This is a genomic window from Microbacterium sp. KKR3/1 (genome assembly GCF_021272365.1).
Taxonomy (GTDB): Bacteria; Actinomycetota; Actinomycetes; order Actinomycetales; family Microbacteriaceae; genus Microbacterium; species Microbacterium aurugineum.
Genome location: NZ_JAJSDW010000001.1, coordinates 1,831,097 through 1,848,675 on the forward strand (window position 1 = coordinate 1,831,097; position 17,579 = coordinate 1,848,675).

Genomic DNA, 17,579 nt, shown 5'->3' on the forward strand with positions numbered 1-17,579 from the left:
CCTTTCCGGGTTCGACGAGGGGTCAGTCGGCCAAGGACTGCCAGGAGTCCCAGGTCTGCTGCATCGCCTGTTCGGCGGTCAGGCCGCCCTGCAGCATGAGCGCCAGGTTGTCGCTCAACGACTGGATCATCTCCGGCGCCTGCGGCGAGGTCGGCCACGACTGCGCGTTGGGAAGCACCTGCGCCGCGACGGCCGACACTTCAGGGGCGAACTCGATGTACTTCGCGCTCTCCAGAGTGGAGGTGCGGGTCGGGTCGACGCCGGAGCCCGTCGTGGTGATGAGCTTCTCGTTGGTCTCCTTCGACGACGCGAAAGCCACGAACTGCTTGGCCAGGTCCTCGTCGGCGGCATTGGGGCTGATGCCCATCGCCCACCCCGCGTTCAGGGCTCCGGAGACCTTGCCCTCCGGCCCGACGGGAAGGGGCGCGACGCCCCAGCCGTCGACGATCTTCGACTGCTCGGGGTCCTGCGCGAAGACGCCCAGATCGGTCCAGAACTCGATCATGCCGACGGATCCGGAGAGGAACTGCGGGAGGGCCTGCTCGAAGCCGATCTCCAGCGGACTGGGCAACGCCGACGGCGCCGCATCGAGCATCGACTGTGCGGCCGCGACCGCGTACTCCGTGTCGAGCTGCGGCATCTGCGGGTCGATCGGATCGGGCGACATCGTGGCGAGACGGTTGAAGAACGTCGAGCCGATGTTGAAGGCGCTCTTGGAGCCGAGCAGCGCATTGCCGTACACGCCGTTCGCCTTCTCGGCATCCGTGATCTTCTTCGAGACCTCGACGTACTCGTCCCACGTGGTCGGGACCTCGACGCCGTTCCGTTCGAAGATCGCCTTGTTGTAGAACAGCACGTGCGTGTCACCGTCGATCGGCAGCCCGTAGGTCGCGCCCTCGTACTGCGTGTACGGCCCGAAGATCGCCTCGATGAAGTCGGAGGAATCGATGTCCTCGTCGGAATCGACCCAATCGGTGATGTCGGCGAGCGCACCGGCATCGGCGAGCGCGCCGACCGACGTGTACCAGTACTGGATGACGTCGTAGTTGTTCGTCCCGGACTGGGCGTCCAGGATCGCCTTGGTCTGGATCTGGTCGTAGGGCACGACCTCGACCTCGATCTCGACGCCGGTCTCGGCCTCGAAGTCGGCCTCGAGGATCTTGCCCGCGCCTTCCTGCGGGGCCGCGATCAGGACCTTGAGGGTCTTGTCGCCGCCGTCGCCGGAGGAGCCGCCGGAGTCGCCGGCGCATCCGGCGAGCACGAGACCCAGCGTGGATGCCAGAGCGATGACGGGCAGAGCGCGCCGAGTGAGGCGAGCGGATGATGAGGAGCGTCTTTGCACACTCATGGTGCTGTCCTTTCGATGTTCTTCGGGTGGGGGAGGAAAAGTCAGACGGTCGGTGGTGCGGCAGGGGTCCAGGGTCGATCGACCTTGTCGCCGTCGACCCACGGCGTCTTCACGAACACGGCGCGGAAGACCTCGTCGAACGGGTTCCGCACGAGGTGCTCCTCGTGCGGTGCGGCCCGCAGCACGTCTCCGGCTTCGACGACGCGACGGGTGCGGCGGTCGAGCCAGATCTCCGCACGTCCTTCGAGAACCACGAACGACTCGGTGTGGTGTTCGTGAAGATGATTGGCGAACACGTCTCCCGGACGGAGCACGACCACGCCGAAGGCGGCGTCCTCGTCCTGTGCCAGGTAGCCGGGCCCCCAGTCGCCGAAACGCAGGTCGGCCTCCGCGGCCCGCAGCACCTCGGCACTCATGCGGGCACCCGTGTCTCGGTCGCCTCGCGGAACAGCTCGTGGGCATCCACGGGATCGACGTCGTCATGGACGACGGCACGGACGGCGAGCATCATGGCCGCGGGGTCGGCGCTCTGGAAGATGTTGCGCCCCATGTCGACACCGGCGGCCCCCGCACGCACCGCGTTCGAGGCCATCGTGAGGGCTTCGAGCTCGGGCAGCTTCTTCCCGCCCGCCATGATCACCGGGACCGGGCAACCGGCGACGACGTCCTCGAACCCCTCCTCGCAGTAGTAGGTCTTGACGAGCTGCGCTCCCAGCTCGGCGATGATGCGGGTGGCGAGGCCCAGGTAGCGGGCGTCGCGCACCAGCTCCTTGCCGACCGCGGTCACACCGAGCACGGGCACACCGGCCACGTATCCGTCGTCGACGAGCGTGGTCAGGTTGCGGATGCTCCGGCTCTCGTGCTCGCCTCCGACGAAGACCTGCACGGCCACGGCGTCGGCGTTGATGCGCACGGCATCCGCCATCGCCATCGCCGTGTACTCATCGGAGAGGTCCTTGAGGATCGACGGCCCGCCCGAGGCTCGCAGCACGAGCCCGGCCCGGGTCGCGGGCGGCACGGAGGTGCGCAGGGCGCCGCGGGTGCACATGACGGCATCGGCGTGTTCGGCGAGCGGTGCGATGTTGAGGTCGATGCGCTCGAGGCCGGATGTCGGCCCCTGGAAGTACCCGTGATCGAACGCCAGCATGACCGTGCGTCCGGTCTGGGGGTCGAGGATGCGCGAGAGGCGGTTCTGCATGCCCCAGTCGAGGTTCGCCGCGCCGCGGATGTTCTGGGTGAACCGGGCGGCCGGCGTCTCGACGTGGAACTTCTTCGCTGCGGCGTTGCCTTCGAGGTCTGCCATGGTGTCTCCTTCTGGTGGTCGTCAGCCGGCGTGGCCGGCGTGCGAGAGTCGGGTGGGAGGAAGGTCGTGAGGGGCGCGGGCGGCCCCGGGAGGGGTGAAGAGCGGATGCAGGTCGGGCCCCGAGATCGAGAGCACATCCCGGTAGACGCGATGCCAGCGCTCGGTCACGGCGCGATACCGCTCGTGCTCCTGCGGGTCGACGTGCTCGACACGATCGGGGTCACCCATCGGGGGCAGGTCCGCACCCACTCCGCGCGCCGCCAGACGTGCCGCCCCGTAGGAGGTGGCCTCCGGCGCCGGGGTCACCCGGGTGTCGAGTCCGGTGACCCCCGCGATCACACGCGGCCAGAGCGCACCGGCGCTCGAACCACCGGTGAAGGTCACGGTTCCCTCGGCGAGGGCTCGACCGCCGGTGAGCGAGGCGAGGATGCCGAGGTGGGCGTTCGCGACGATGGCTGCCGATTCCTCGATCGCCCGGATGAACGCGCCCCGTGACGAGTGCGCGGCGTCGTTGATGTCGAAGCCCACGAAGGCGGGCGCCGCATGATGCCAGGCATCCGCCTGCATGACGTTCGCCATGGTCGCGACCACACCGTTCGAGCCCGCGGGCACCTCGGCGGCCCAGCCCTCCATCACCGCGAACGCCGACGTACCGGCCGCACGACCGAGATCTGCGGCATCGGGGCACATCGCATCGCGGAACCACCGCATGGCGAGCCCGGAGAGGAAGCCGATGCCCTCGACCATCCAGCTGCCGCGCTCGACATGGCAGAGCGTGCGCAGTCGACGCTCCGGATCGATGAGCGGTTCGGAGACGACGGCGGTCGTCTGCCAGAAGGTTCCAGCGACGATGGTCGGCACCCCCTCCCTGGCGGCGATGCCGTGCAGGGCGAGCTGGGTGTCAGCGCCTCCCGCGACGACCGGGGTCCCGACGGCGAGTCCGGTCGCGGCAGCGGCGGCGGGCGTGACCGCACCGACGACGTCTCCGCACTCGACGACGGGAGGGAGGATGTGACGGTTCACGCCGACCAGGCCTGCCAACTCGTCGGACCAGTTCCGCGCGCGGAGATCGAACAGCGCCGAGCTCGAGCCGCTGGTCGGCTCCGTCACGAACTCTCCCGTCAGGCGCGTCGTGACCCAGTCGCTCAGCATGCCGAGATGCTGGGCCTGCGCGAACAGGTCGGGCTGGTGCCGGGCGATCCAGCGCAACCGGGCGGGCGCGGTGATCGACACCCAGTCGCCTGCGGTGCGATACACCTCGTCGGCGACGCCTTCGGCGACCAGTTCATCGGCCTCGATCCGTGCCCGACCGTCGGTGTTCGGGCAGGCCCAGAGCTCGCGTCCCTCGGCGTCGTAGAGCACGAACCCCTCCCGCATGCTCGACGCAGCGACGGCGGCGACGCGTCGATCGCCGAGCCGCGCGACCACCTCGGTGACGGCGTCCGCGATGGCGTTCCATCCGCCTTCCGTGTCGAAGACGGTGCCGCCGGGGTGGCCGGGCACGGCCGTGTGCGTCCATTCACGAGCGGCGCGCGCGACGAGGCGCCCTTCGATGTCGAAGGCGAGCGCCCGCGCCGAACCCGTGCCCGCATCGATCGCGAGGAAGACATCGGTCATCGTTCCCATCGGAGGCTCCCGTCCGTCAGGAAGCTCTCGACCTCGGCGGCGAGCATGTCGGCGCCGCGGGCGAGGGTCTCGTTCGTGGCCCCGGCGAGGTGCGGGGTGAGGATGAGAGAGGGCTCGGCGACGAGCTCGCGCCAGGGCCCGTCCGGCTCGTTGACGTCGAGCGCGGCACCGGAGAGTCGGCCGCTGCGCAAGGCGTCGAGGAGAGCCCCCTCATCGACGAGGGACTCCCGGGCCGTGTTGATGAGGAACGATCCTTCGGGCATCCGGGCGAGCTGCGCGGCACCGATCATGTGGCGGTTCTCGGCCGTGGCCCGGGCGTGCACACTGACGACGTCGCTGGAAGCGAGCAGCGCGTCGAGATCGGAGACGATCGTGGCATCCGTCACCGAATCCGGATCGACGAAGGGATCGTAGGCGGTGATGGTCGCCCCGAGGGCCCGGGCGCGGGCGGCGACGAGCCGCGCGACGTTCCCGTAGCCGATCAGTCCCAGCCGGAGGCCCTTGACCTCGCGGCCGAACCACCGCGCACCCTCGAAGGTCGACTCGGCGAGCGGGCGTCCATCGGCCACCCGCTCGTCGACGTCACGCAATGACGCCGGCACGTTGCGCACCAGGGAGATCAGGAAGCCGATGGTGAGGTCGGCCACGGCATCCGCGTTCTTCCCCGGCGTCGTGGTGACCCGCACCCCTCGCTCACGCGCGGCATCGACATCGACGTTGACGGGTCCTCCGCGAGCGCAGCCGATCAGACGCAGGTCAGGGAGTGCAGCGAGCACCTCAGCGGTGACCGGTGCCGCATGGAAGGCGATGATGTCGTAGCCGCGTCCGAGGCGTGCGACCTCCGCCGGGTCGCCCTCGTACTCCCGGATCGAAGACGTGTCCCACGTCGGCGTCGTGATCGCCATCGTCGCCTCGTCGACGTCGATGCCCCGCTGCGCGAACGCGCGGGTGAAGATCTCGGCGGTCATGTAGCTGTCGCCGATGACGAGGATGCGGTGTTCACTCATGTGCAGGGCTCCCGGGGGAATTCGATGGGTGTGCGGGGTCAGCGCAGGACGGTCGGATAGCGGCCGGATGCGGTCTCGGTGGAGATGCCTGCGGCGTCGAACCCGGTGTCGACGCTGACGCGCAGGCGGTCGGTCCGCACCGAAGCGCGTGAGAAGTCGATGGGCTGTCCGGCCTGGTCGTAGGCGACGGCTTCGACCACGACGATCGGATGCCCGGGCTCGACCTCGAGCAGACTCGCCAACGCTCGGTCCGCGGCGACGGCTTCGATCGTGCGGTGCATGCGAGCGATGCGGACCCCTGCCACGTTCCGGATCGCGGCGTAGAGGCTCGCGCGCGGGTCGCGGAGATCGGGCAGCACTCCGGCGAAGCGCGACGGCAGGTAGTTGATCACGTGCACGGCGGTCCGGGCGCCCACGGCGCGCACGCGTTCGAGCACGAATCCCATACCGTCGGGCGAGTCACGGCCGACGACCGCCGCTGCCCAGGACGGGAGGGGTTCGATGCCGGCGCGGAGGATCTCGGAGCTCAGCGCGCTGCGTCCGTCCTCGCTGTACTCGCCGAGGAGGCTCGGCGCCGAGGGCAGGGTCCACGCCGACGGACCTTGCGCCCGCTCGACGAATGCACCCTTGCCCTGCTGACGGGAGATGATGCCTGCGCTCTCGAGCCGGGACAGGGCATCGCGAACGGACGTGCGAGATGCGGAGAAGTGGTCGCGCAACGCGCTCTCGCTCGGCAGCCGGTCACCCGGCGCCCAGGTCCCCTGCGCGATCTCGCCCTCGATGGCGCGCATGATCTGGAACCAGATCGGGGCGGTCGACGTACGGTCGAGCAGCGGCATGGTGAGCGTGGACATTCCGGCCTCTTCGATGAGCGGGTACGGGGACTTCGTCGTTCCCCGAGTCGGACATCTCGTATCCGACATGTATCGATCATGGTGCAGGACATGTATCCCATGAAGAGACAAGTCAAGAGAATGATCCACGCGCTTCATCGCTGCGAAGATATGCGCTCTGATCAGGGATTCACGCCGACTCCTGCCGCGCTCCCACGCCGGATGCGGCGCACGCTACCGCCCATCCTCGGCCGACCGTCGATACAAGTCACCCCTCTTCGCACGGTCCGACCGCGCGTGTGGGATCAAAAACGCACCCCCGGAGCATTCCGGAGGTGCGTTTTTGATCCCGCGCGAGGAAGTGTCAGCGCTTGCCGGCGATCTGACGGCCGACGAGATCGCGCATGATCTCGTTCGTGCCACCGTAGATGCGGTGCACCCGAGCATCGGTGAAGGCGCGGGCGATCGGGTACTCCATGATGTAGCCGTACCCGCCGTGCAGCTGCACGCCCGTGTCGAGCACCTCCCACTCGCGCTCGGTCGCCCAGAACTTGACCTTGGCGGCGTCCTCGGCGGTGAGCCTGCCGTCCTTGTAGGCGAGCAGCGCGCGGTCGATGTACGCCCACATCGCATCGGTGGTCGCCGACATGTCGGCAAGGCGGAAGCGGGTGTTCTGGAAGTCGGCGATGCGCTCGCCGAACGCCTCGCGGTCCTTCGTGTAGGCGACGGTCCAGTCGAGGGCGGCCTGCGCGGCGGCGGCGGCGGCGACACCGATCGAGAGACGCTCGAGCGGGAGGTTGAGCATCAGCTGGATGAAGCCCTGACCCTCCTTGCCGCTGATGAGGTTCTCTTCGGGGATGAAGACGTCGGTGAAGCTGAGCTCGGCCGTGTCCCAGCCGTGGAAGCCCATCTTGCTGAGCTTCTTCCCCTGGTCGAAGCCCTCCATGCCCTTCTCCACGAGCAGCAGACTGAACGCGTCGGGACGGTTGCCCTCGCCGGTCTTCACGAAGGTCACGACGACGTCGGCCGTGGTGCCCGAGGAGATGAACGTCTTCGCGCCGTTGAGGATGTAGCCACCGTCGACCTTCTTGGCGTTGGTCTTGATGCCGCGCAGATCCGAACCCGCGCCGGGATCGGTCATGGCGAGCGCACCGAGCACTTCACCCGTGGCCATGCGCGGCAGCCACTTCTCCTTCTGCTCCTGGGTCCCCATGTGCACGAGGTAGGGCACGGCCAGGTCGTCCTGGATGCCGAAGGCCCCTGCCAGGGAACCCGCACCGGCGGCGATGACCTCTTCCATGACGATCGTGCGGAAACGGTAGTCCTGCAGCATCCCGGCGCCGCCGAATTCCTCGGGGACCGACAATCCGATCAGACCCGCCTCGCCGGCAGCCAGCATCGTGGCCCGGTCGATCTCCCCCGCGGCATCCCACCGCTCGATCGCTTCGCCCGTCACGTGGCGCTTGACGAAGTCCTTGACCAGGTCTCGGAATGCCTCGTGATCCTCGTCGTAGATGTCGCGTTCCATGCCGTCCTCCTGAACGTCTCATGCATCGTTGCTCCGGAGATTCTACGTCCCCGCAGGCGGGTGAGACAGCACGTTGTGAGAATGCATCCCATATATCGTGACACTGGGTATCGCTGTTGTCGGATGCCGCAACGACCGCGGATCGCGTCGATTCAGTGCCCGTAATCGGGGGCCGCCGGGAGCCCGAAGAACTCCTCCAGCGTGTGATATCCGCCGTCGTGATACGCCGCCGCGAGGTCGACGCCGACGTAGCGGAGATGCCAGGGCTCCGGCGCGTAGCCGGTCACCGGCGTGCCGACCTGTTCGTATCGGACGATGAACCCATACTCCCAGGCGTGCGCGGCGACCCAGTCGCTCTGCGCCGTCCCGCCGAACCCGTCCAGGCCCCCGCAGCCGGAACCGCAGGCCACCACGTCGATGGCCAGACCCGTCTGATGCTCGCTGTGCCCCGGGCGGGCCGACCCCGCATCCGCGCCCTGCTGACCCTGCGCACGCACGTGCGAGTCGTACGTCGACACCTGCAGTCCGTACGAGCGGTAGCCGTTGTTCGCGCCGATGCGGCCGACCCCAGCCTCGACCGCCGCATCCGCCATCGCGCCGACGGCAGCGGCCACCTCGGTGCGCACCCGACCGGACGGCGTCGTCATCTGCAGCGGCACGGAGGCGAGATCCGAGGGCTCGTACTCGGGTGGGTCCAGCGGAAGCGACTTGTTCACCACGACCCAGAGACGTGCCGGGTCGGTGAGCGAGACGCAGGGAGCATTGCCCGCGACGACCGCATCGCGAAAAGCCCGTCCACCCCCGAAGCCCGCGATCGTGGCCACATCGTCACCGTCGGCGACCGCCTGTTGCACGGTCGGGTCCGCACACGGGTCCGCGGCCGTCGTCGCCCCCACCTGCACGGTCGGCACCTGCAGCACCGCGACCGGCTCCGGCATGGGGACGGCGTCCGATGACGCCGACGGCAGGGACCCGATGGACAGCAGCACGCCGATCGCGGTCACCGCCACCCCGATCGGCAGTGCAGGACCCCGGATCGGGGACCGCGGCGCCGCATGCTGAGCGTGCGGCAGAACAGGCATTGCCCCATTATCTCATTCGAAGATAAGTCGCAGAGTTCCTTGCATTGCATTCGTTAATCTGTTCGAATAGAGGAATGCGGTGGCAGGGACAGAGACTCGGAGAGGTGGATGCCTCAGCGCTGCCGGGGATGGAAGATCGCAGCAACGTGCTGCGCACGGTGACGACTCCCGAGTTCGCGGGCATGACGTTTCACGAGGTTCTGTCGAAGTCGGCCCTGAACCACGTGCCCGGTGCCTCCCGGATGCCCTTCGCCTGGACGATCAACCCCTACCGCGGATGCAGTCATGCCTGCGTCTACTGCTTCGCCCGCGGCACGCACGAGTATCTCGACCTGGACGGCGGCTCCGACTTCGACTCGCAGATCGTCGTCAAGGTCAACGTGGTGGAGGTGCTCGAGAAGGAGTTGCGAAAGGGGAGCTGGGAGCACGAGACCGTGGCCCTGGGCACCAACACCGATCCGTATCAGCGCGCCGAAGGGCGATACAAGCTCATGCCGGGCATCATCGAGACGCTCGCCGCCTCAGGTACGCCGATGTCGATCCTCACCAAAGGCACGTTGATCCGCCGCGACATCCCCCTGCTCGTGAAGGCCGCTGAGCGGGTGCCCGTCGACGTGCAGATGTCCATCGCGATGTACGACGATGAGTTGCAGAAGGCGATCGAACCCGGCACCCCGACCACGCAGGCCCGTCTCGACACGGTGCGTGCGCTGACGGATGCCGGTTTCCGCGTCACCGTCTTCCTGATGCCGATCATGCCGCATATGACCGACTCACTCGAGGCGATCGACAACGCGCTCCTGCGCATCAAGGAGGCCGGGGCTCGCAGGGTCGTCTACGGCGCCCTGCACCTGCGACCGGGCGTGAAGTCGTGGTTCTTCCAGTGGCTCGACACTCACCGGCCCGACCTGGTCTCCTCGTATCGCGGCCTCTATCCGGGGGCCTCCGTCGAGGCTCCGAAGCCGTACCGGCAGTGGCTCGCCAAGCGCGCGCGTCCACTCATCCGGATGCACGGGCTCGATGGCCGTCATGAAGACGACTATCCCCGGCGCGACCGCCCGACGTTCACACCGTCACCGGCCAGGACAGCCGCACCCGCGCCGCAGCCGATGCTGTTCTGAGGGAGGCACCCCGCGCTACGGTGGACGCATGTTCCGTGGATTCGTGGCCCTGTTGTTCCTCGGCGGTCTGGCAGCCGCGGTCGTCGGAACTCTCCTCCCGCTCGGCGGAGGCACCACTCTGTCGCTGCTGGGAGCCGCGGCGTTCGGGGCATCGTTGGTACTCATCGGCATGGTGCTGCTCCGCGACCGCGACGAGCAGCGGGCCGGGCTTCCCGAGAAGGTCGACGCCTCGCGCTGATCGCCTTCGCCGGGGGTCGCGGTCGGGTGCCCGCTCCCACCCGCGTAGGCTCGGTGATCATGGCGATCGGTTCCACAGTCCACACATTCGAGGTGCAGCTCGCTGACACCGATCGCGGCGTCTACGAGGACTACTCCCTGCGCGTGGCGCGGCATCCGTCCGAGACCGATGCCTACATGCTCACCCGCGTGCTCGCCTACGGGCTCGAGTTCGCGGAGGGCATCGCGTTCGGCGGCAGCATCTCATCGACCGAGGAGCCCGCCGTTCTCGTCCGCGACCTCACCGGCCTCATCACCACGTGGGTCGAGATCGGTGCGCCCGACGCCGAACGACTTCACTACGGCAGCAGACTCGCCGAGCGCACCGTCGTGTACACCCACCGTGACCCCGCCAAAGTGATGGCGCCGTGGGCGGACAAGCGCATCCACCGCCGAGAGGACCTCCGCGTCCACAGCTTCGACCCCGGCTTCATCGACACCGCGGCCGCCCTGATCGAGCGCCGGAACACGATGACCCTGACCGTGACCGAGGGCGTCCTCTACCTCGACCTCAACGGCACGAACCTCACCTCGACCGTGCACGTGCACGAGCTGGCCTGACTTCGCCGTCGCTCTCGCCGCTCGGCCGTTCACAACTCAGGAAGAATGACGCCGAAGGGCCCCGGAAACCGTGTTCCCGGGGCCTTTCGGCAGATTCTTGCGGAGTTGTGAACGGCCGCAGCTCGCAACCGCCCCGGCTCAGGCAGTCAGGTCGGCCGCTGTCGGCACGCGGCCGGCGATCTCCTCGATGATGTCGTCGTCGAGGCGCGCGTTCTCGAACGGCGCGTCGATCTCGGCACGGTCGAGCAGCTCGGTCATGCGACGCTGGCGCTGACGCGTGATCAGCGTCACGACGCGGCCCGAACGACCCGCTCGCCCGGTACGGCCCGAACGGTGCAGGTACGTCTTGTACTCGTCCGGGGCATCGGCCTGCACGACCAGGTCGATGTCGTCGACGTGGATGCCGCGGGCGGCGACGTCCGTCGCGACGAGCACGTTCACGCGGCCCGAGGTCAGACGCTCCAGGTTGCGCGTGCGCTTCGCCTGGTTCAGGTCACCGTGCAGCGAGACCGCGGGGATGCCGGCGTCGTCGAACTGCTCGGCCAGCATGTCGGCGTAGGCACGGGTGCGAGCGAAGACGAGGGTCTTGCCCTCGCGGTCGACGAGCGACGTGAGGATGTCGGCCTTGTCACGGTGCTCGATCACGAGCACCCGGTGCTCGATCGTGCTGGAGTCCTGGTCCTCCCCGGCGACCTCGTACACGGCGGGGTCCACGAGGAACTCGTCGACGAGCGCCGCGACCTCACGGTCGAGCGTGGCCGAGAACAGGAGCTTCTGGCTGCCGTCCGCGGTGTGACGCAGGATGCGCTGCACGGGCTCGACGAATCCGAGCTCGCACATGTGGTCGGCCTCGTCGAGCACCGCGATGCGGCAGTCCGAGAGGTCGAGCTTGCCCTGGTTGATGAGGTCTTCGATACGACCGGGCGTGCCGATGACGATGTCGACGCCCTTCTTGAGCGCGCCCACCTGGCGGCCCTGCGGCACACCACCGTAGATCTGCGTGGTGAACAGGCCGACGCTGCGGGCGATGGGCTGGATCGTGCGGTCGATCTGCAGCGCGAGCTCACGCGTCGGCGCGAGGATGATCGCGCGCGGCGACCGTCCGAACTCACGGCGCTTGCCGGCCTGCGACTGCAGCACGCGCTCGACGAGCGGAGCGCCGAAGGCGATGGTCTTGCCCGAACCGGTGCGCCCGCGAGCGAGCACGTCGCGACCGCCGAGCACGGCCGGGATGCTGGCCGCCTGGATCGGGAACGGCGTGGCCGCCCCCATGCCGGCGAGGGTCTCGACGATGTTCGAGCCGAGACCGAGGTCGCCGAAGGTCACACCGTCGACCTCGACCGCCGCGACGGACTTCGCCTCGAGGCGCTCATGCACCACGTCGTCACCCGGCGCGAACTTGGCTCCGATGGAGGCCGGGCGGCCGGTGGCGTTCCAGTCGTTGCGGCTCGGACGCTCGTTGCGCGCCGGACGCCCCCGCGTGTCCGAGGTCAGCGGGCGCGGACGCTCGGTGCGGTAGGCCCCACCGGTCGACGGACGCGACCGCTCATCGCGGCCGCCCTCGTACGAACGCTGCGTGCGGTCGCGGTCGAAGGCGCGGCGTGCGCGGTCGGCGTCGTAGGAACGCTCGGCACCGCGGTCGTCACGGCGCGGACGCTCGTCACGGTCGTACCGGGGACGCTCGGCCCCACGGTCGCTGTTGTACCGGGGACGCTCGGCACCGCGGCGGTCGTCGCGGCCAGGGCGCCCACCGTCGCGGTGGTCGTTGTCACGGAAGCCCTGACGCTGAGTGCCTGCGCGGTCGTCACGGCGCGGACGGTCACCGCCGCGGTCATCGCGGTAGGTTCCGGGACCGGTGGGGCGCTGTCCGCCACGGTCGTCACGCCGCGGACGGTCGTCGAACCGTCCGCCGGAGCTGGGCCGGTCGTTGTACCGCGGACGGTCGGAGCGCTCGTCGAAGCGGGGGCGCTCGTTGCGGTGGTGCGGGGCCTCGCGACGCCCGGACTCGGCGCGGTTGCGGATGCCACGGGCTTCATCGCGGCCCGCGCGCTCGGATGCGCTCCAGCGCTGCTTGGGCGCACCCGCCTCAGCCTCGGCCGGACGGTAGCCGCGGTGGCCGGCGCTGCGGCTGCCGGGACGCCGGTCGTAGCCACCGGCGGCGGGCGCGGAGCGACGCTCCCCGGCATCCGATCGTCCGCCGCGCTCGGTGCGCGCCCCGTCACGGGCGGGCCCACCGTTGTGGCGATCGTGGAAGGAGGTCTTCTTCGCGCCGTAGCGCGGCTCGAAGTTCGCGGACGGGCGTCCGCCCTTGGGCTTCTTGTTCTTCGGCATTGCGGTGTCTTCCTGTGTTCTCGCACGAGAACAGCGCCGCGCGCACGCGCGAGCACCCTGCGCCTGATCGGGCTCGATCAGCGGGGTTCCGGACTGTCAGCGGCCGGGGCCATTCATGTGATGGTTGATTAGCGTCGAGCGACGCTCACCATCGGCCCCTGGACTCACACTTCATACACAGAAAACGTCCGCGCCAACGCGCGGGTGTCCGAAGCCGACCATCCGATACTACCGGACGCACCTGAGAGAGTGCTGCCGCAGGCGTGGCCGTACGATGTCGAGGTGAGTACCGCTTCCCCCACCGGCACCCAGATCACCCTCCGACGCGGCGAGGTGGATGCGCAGATCGCCCAGGTCGGCGCGTCCCTGCGCTCGCTGCGCATCGGCGGTGTCGATCTCGTGCCGCCGTATCCCCTCGGCCTGCCGACTCCCGCGTGTTCCGGTGTGGTGCTCGTGCCGTGGCCGAACCGGGTGCGCGACGGACGATGGGATGACGACGGCACCGCGCGAGCGCTCGCGATCACCGAGCCGAAGTTGAACAATGCGAGCCACGGACTGCTGCGCTTCACCTCCTACGAGGTGTCGCAGACCGACACCGAAGCTGTGCTGCGAGCGACCATCGTGCCGCAGACCGGCTATCCGTATCTGGTCGAGACCGCGGTGACCTACACCCTCGCCTCCGACGGCATCCAGGTCGCGCACGCCCTCACCAACCGCTCGGACACCCCGGCGCCGGTCGCGCTGGGCACGCATCCGTTCGTCACGATCGGTGATGTCGACCCGCACGACCTCACGCTGAGGATCCCCGCGAAGACCGCGTTCGAGACCGATGAGCGGATGCTGCCGACCGGGACGCGTCCGGCGGATACCGCGCTGCGGGATGGCGTCCGCCTGGGAGACGTGAGCCTCGACACCGGCTTCACCGATCTCACGCGCGACCCGGACGGGCGGGTACGCCACTCGCTCACCGCACCGGACGGCCGTCGCGTGACCCTGTGGCAGGGTGAGGGCTTCGACTACGTGCAGGTGTACACCACACCCGCTTATCCCGGACAGAGCCTCGCGGTCGCGATCGAGCCGATGACCGCGCCCGCCGATGCGCTCAACAGCGGCCTCGGCATCCGCCGCCTCGCCCCGGAAGAGACCTGGACCCTGCACTGGGGCATCACGTTCAGCTGACCCGTTCCAACCCGTCGCAGCGTCGGGCCGTTGACAACTCCTCAAGGATCGACTCGAAAGGCCCCGGATCACGCATCTGCCTGCGGATCCGGGGCCTTTCTGCGGAGTTGTGAACGCGCGTGAGTTGTAACCGTCCGCCGGAACCCCCGCCGGACGGACCCGCTACTCCCGGTCGCGCAGTTCGCGCCGGGTGAGCTGCCGTGCGTGCGGCAGACCAGACGCGTCGATCAGCACCGAACCGGCCGGAGCTGCCGCAGCGCCCGACGCATCGGGATCGACCGGAGCATCCGGCTCGGGCGCCCCGCCGTCATCCGACCCGCCCGCCTTGCGCGCCGCCCGCCGCTCCTTGGCACCCTCGACGAGGTTGTAGAGCGTCGGCAGCACGATCAGTGTCAGCACGGTCGAGGACAGGAGTCCGCCGATCACGACGATCGCCAGCGGCTGGGAGATGAACCCGCCGTGCCCGGTGATGCCGAGCGCCATCGGGGTGAGGGCGAGGATCGTCGCGAGCGCAGTCATGAGGATCGGACGCAGACGCTTCTCCCCACCGGCCTTGACCGCCTCGACGGTCGACAGTCCCTTCTCCCGGTACTGGTTCACCAGGTCGACGAGCACGATCGCATTCGTCACCACGATGCCGATCAGCATCAGCACACCGATCAGCGAGGCGACACCGAGCGGCACTCCCGTGACGATCTGCAGCAGGATCGCTCCGGTCGCCGCGAACGGCACCGAGACGAGCAGCAGCAGCGGCTGGCGCAGCGACTTGAAGGTCGCGACCATCACCACGTAGACGATCAGGATCGCCGCGAGCATCGCGAGGCCCAGCTGCGAGAACGAGTCCGCCTGCTGCGACGCCACGCCACCGACCTCGGCGGATGCGCCGTCGGGCAGGTCGACCGCGGCGAGCGCCTCGTTCACCGACTGTGTGGCGGTGGCGAGGTTGTCGGATGCCGGCGGCACTGTGATCGTCGAGGTGCGACGCCCCTGCTCGGTCGTGATCGACGTCGGGCCGTTGCGCTGCTCGACGGTCGCGATGTCCTGCAGCTGCACCACGCCGAGCGGCGTCGGGATCGCCAGCTCCTTGAGCGCCTCGACCGTGGTCGGCGGCTCGGGGGTGACGATGTAGACGGTCAACGCGGTGTCGTCGATCTCGACGGAACCGGCCTGCTGCGGGCGCATGGTGTTCGACACGATCGAGCCGACCGCGACCTCGGAGAGCCCGCGCTGGGCGGCCGCTTCGCGATCGACCACGACCGCGATGTACGGCAGCGATGCGGCGAGGTTGTCGGTGACCTGACCGACTCCGTCCCGGCCGTCGAGCTCGTCGACGAGTGCCGTGGTCGCGGTCTGCAGGTCATCGGAGTTCGGTGCGCTGACCGTGATCTCGATGTCGCTCGAGCCGAATCCCGCGGAGGCCGACACAGCCACATCGCCGACCTCGTCACCGAGTCCGTCGATCGCGTCCTGCACATCGGCGCGGAGCTTCTCCTGGTCCGCGTCGGAGTCGGTCAGCACCGAGTACGTGACACCCGCTCCGCCCGAGAAGGCATCGCTGAGCGCCGAGCCGCTGGTGCCGATCGAGGCCTGCACGTGCTCGATGCCGTCGATGTCGAGCAGGGCGTCCTCGACCGCGACGGCCGCATCCGACTTCGCCTGCAGGCTCGCCGACGGACCGAGGTCCTGCGTGATGGTCATGGTGTTCTGCCCGGAGTCTCCGAGGAAGTTGACCTTCATCAGCGGTGCCGCGGCGAGCGTGGCGCCGAGCACCACGACAGCCAGGATGACGGTGACACCCGAGTGCTTCAGCGTCCAGGCGAGGATCGGCCGGTACACGCGCTGGAGCTGCGTCGGCGGAGCATCGGGGTGCTCGGGGTCGATCGGCGTTCCATGCTCGTCGAGCAGCGGCTTGCCGGGCTTCAGGAACCAGTAGGCGAGCACGGGCACGATGGTGAGCGCAACCAGGAGCGAGGCCACCATCGCGATCGTCACCGTCATCGCGAACGGTCGGAACAGCTCGCCGACCATGTCGCCGACGAAGACGATCGGCAGGAACACCGCGACGGTCGTGATCGTCGAGGCGGTGATCGCCATCGCGACCTCGCGCACGGCGAGACGGATCGCATCGCCCTTGTCGGCATCGCCCACGTAGTGACGTTTGATGTTCTCGATCACCACGATGGAGTCGTCGACCACTCGACCGATCGCGATCGTGAGCGCTCCGAGCGTCAGCACGTTCAGCGAGTAGCCGAACGCCTGCAATCCGATGAACGTGATGAGCACGCTGGTCGGGATCGAGATCGCCGTCACGAGGGTCGAGCGGATCGAGAGCAGGAAGACCAGGATCACGATCACGGCGAAGACGAGGCCGAGCAGACCCTCGGTGGCGAGCGTCTCGATCGACTGGACGATGAACGGCGCCTGGTCGAAGATCACGGTGAACTCGGCATCGGGGAATGCCTTGCCGATCTCGTCGAGGGCCGCGATCACGCCGTTGGACACCTCGACGGTGTTGGCGGCGGGCAGCTTCGTGATCGAGATCGACAGCGCATCCTTGCCGTCGACCCGCGAGATCGAGGTGACCGGGTCGGACTCCTGCACCACGCTGGCCACCTCGCCGATGGTGAGATCGGTACCCACCAGCGGCAGCGCCGCGATCTCGTCGACCGAGGTGATCTTGGCTCCGGTCTGCACCGTGAGCGTCTGCCCGTCGGCGGTGATGTCTCCGCCCGGGAACAGGGTGCCGTTCTGCTGCAGCGCCGAGCTGATGGCCTGTGTGCTCTGACCGGCGGCGGCGAGCTTCGCCGAGTCGGGGGTGATGCTGATGCGCTGTCCGACGCCACCGACGATCTCCGCGGCGTTGACCCCGTCGACGTCCTCGAGGTCGGGGATCGCGACGGATTCGAGTTCGGCCTGGGCGTTGTCGGCATCCTCGAACCCGGTCACGGCGACCTGGATCACGGGGAAGTCATCGATCGACACCGACAGCACCTGCGGGCTGACGTCTTCGGGCAGTTGCGACGAGATCCGGTTGATCGCCTGCTGGATCTTCTGCTCGGCCGTGGCGAGGTTCGTGCCGTAGGCGAACATCGCCTGGACGATCGAGGCGTTCGTGGTGCTGGTCGCGGTGGTCGACTCGAGCCCGGGGACACCCTGGATCGCCGACTCGACGGGCGTCGACACGTCATTCTCGACCACCTCGGGCGAGGCCCCGGGGTAGGTCGTCATGACGACGAGCGCCGGCAGCTCGAGCGAAGGGATGAGCTCCTGCTTGAGGTTCGTGAGCGCGAGCCCGCCGAACACCGCCGCGACGATGGTGATGAGGGCGATGAGCGCACGGTTCTTGAGGCTCAGGATGGCGAGTTTCGACAAGGCGTTTTCCTC

General features: G+C 68.7%; 14 protein-coding genes. 4 read left to right on the top strand and 10 right to left on the bottom strand.

Going from position 1 to position 17,579, the window contains the following annotated elements; genetic code table 11:
* Positions 1-22: 22 nt before the first annotated feature.
* The 8 genes from LVJ59_RS08760 to LVJ59_RS08795 form a co-directional block, all read right to left on the bottom strand.
* Complete coding sequence (locus LVJ59_RS08760; protein WP_131494032.1) at positions 23-1,348, bottom strand: ABC transporter substrate-binding protein; 1,326 nt, start codon at positions 1,346-1,348, stop codon at positions 23-25.
* A gap of 41 nt (positions 1,349-1,389) precedes the next feature.
* A complete protein-coding gene (locus tag LVJ59_RS08765; RefSeq protein WP_131494031.1) occupies positions 1,390-1,764 on the bottom strand; it encodes a cupin domain-containing protein in 375 nt (124 codons plus the stop codon).
* Positions 1,761-2,651, bottom strand: a complete 891-nt coding sequence (gene lsrF / locus LVJ59_RS08770; RefSeq protein WP_232762708.1) for a 3-hydroxy-5-phosphonooxypentane-2,4-dione thiolase — start codon at positions 2,649-2,651, stop codon at positions 1,761-1,763. The genes LVJ59_RS08765 and lsrF overlap by 4 nt, the downstream gene beginning before the upstream one ends.
* A 21-nt stretch (positions 2,652-2,672) precedes the next feature.
* A complete protein-coding gene (locus LVJ59_RS08775; protein ID WP_232762709.1) occupies positions 2,673-4,268 on the bottom strand; it encodes an FGGY family carbohydrate kinase in 1,596 nt (531 codons plus the stop codon).
* Positions 4,265-5,284, bottom strand: a complete 1,020-nt coding sequence (locus LVJ59_RS08780) for an NAD(P)-dependent oxidoreductase (protein WP_131494025.1) — start codon at positions 5,282-5,284, stop codon at positions 4,265-4,267. The genes LVJ59_RS08775 and LVJ59_RS08780 overlap by 4 nt, the downstream gene beginning before the upstream one ends.
* 38 nt (positions 5,285-5,322) lie before the next feature.
* Positions 5,323-6,138, bottom strand: coding sequence for a GntR family transcriptional regulator (locus tag LVJ59_RS08785; RefSeq protein ID WP_047522400.1), 816 nt, complete (start codon positions 6,136-6,138; stop codon positions 5,323-5,325).
* 343 nt (positions 6,139-6,481) lie between these two features.
* Complete coding sequence (locus tag LVJ59_RS08790) at positions 6,482-7,645, bottom strand: acyl-CoA dehydrogenase family protein (protein ID WP_232762710.1); 1,164 nt, start codon at positions 7,643-7,645, stop codon at positions 6,482-6,484.
* 152 nt (positions 7,646-7,797) lie between these two features.
* Positions 7,798-8,727: a M15 family metallopeptidase gene (locus tag LVJ59_RS08795; protein WP_232762711.1), complete on the bottom strand. Its 930-nt coding sequence runs from the start codon at positions 8,725-8,727 to the stop codon at positions 7,798-7,800.
* A gap of 74 nt (positions 8,728-8,801) precedes the next feature.
* On the opposite strand from LVJ59_RS08795, the gene LVJ59_RS08800 reads away from it, so the two are divergent.
* Genes LVJ59_RS08800 through LVJ59_RS08810 form a run of 3 tightly spaced genes read left to right on the top strand, consistent with a single transcriptional unit; the run spans position 8,802 to position 10,685 of the window.
* Positions 8,802-9,848 carry an Rv2578c family radical SAM protein gene (locus LVJ59_RS08800; RefSeq protein WP_232762712.1) on the top strand — a complete coding sequence of 349 codons (1,047 nt, stop codon included), beginning with the start codon at positions 8,802-8,804 and terminating at the stop codon, positions 9,846-9,848.
* Positions 9,849-9,876: 28 nt separating this feature from the next.
* The gene (locus LVJ59_RS08805; RefSeq protein WP_131494018.1) at positions 9,877-10,086 is read left to right on the top strand and encodes a hypothetical protein; all 210 of its coding nucleotides are present in this window, start codon (positions 9,877-9,879) and stop codon (positions 10,084-10,086) included.
* A gap of 59 nt (positions 10,087-10,145) precedes the next feature.
* Positions 10,146-10,685 carry a YaeQ family protein gene (locus LVJ59_RS08810; protein WP_232762713.1) on the top strand — a complete coding sequence of 180 codons (540 nt, stop codon included), beginning with the start codon at positions 10,146-10,148 and terminating at the stop codon, positions 10,683-10,685.
* A gap of 138 nt (positions 10,686-10,823) precedes the next feature.
* Here LVJ59_RS08810 and LVJ59_RS08815 read toward each other — a convergent pair whose 3' ends face one another.
* On the bottom strand, positions 10,824-13,016 hold the full coding sequence (locus LVJ59_RS08815) for a DEAD/DEAH box helicase (RefSeq protein WP_232762714.1): 2,193 nt from the start codon (positions 13,014-13,016) through the stop codon (positions 10,824-10,826).
* A gap of 282 nt (positions 13,017-13,298) precedes the next feature.
* Between LVJ59_RS08815 and LVJ59_RS08820 the strand changes: the two genes are divergently transcribed.
* On the top strand, positions 13,299-14,195 hold the full coding sequence (locus LVJ59_RS08820) for an aldose 1-epimerase family protein (RefSeq protein WP_232762715.1): 897 nt from the start codon (positions 13,299-13,301) through the stop codon (positions 14,193-14,195).
* Between the two features lie 162 nt (positions 14,196-14,357).
* Here LVJ59_RS08820 and LVJ59_RS08825 read toward each other — a convergent pair whose 3' ends face one another.
* Entirely contained in the window at positions 14,358-17,567 is a 3,210-nt protein-coding gene (locus LVJ59_RS08825; protein ID WP_232762716.1) for an efflux RND transporter permease subunit, read from the bottom strand.
* Positions 17,568-17,579 lie beyond the last annotated feature (12 nt).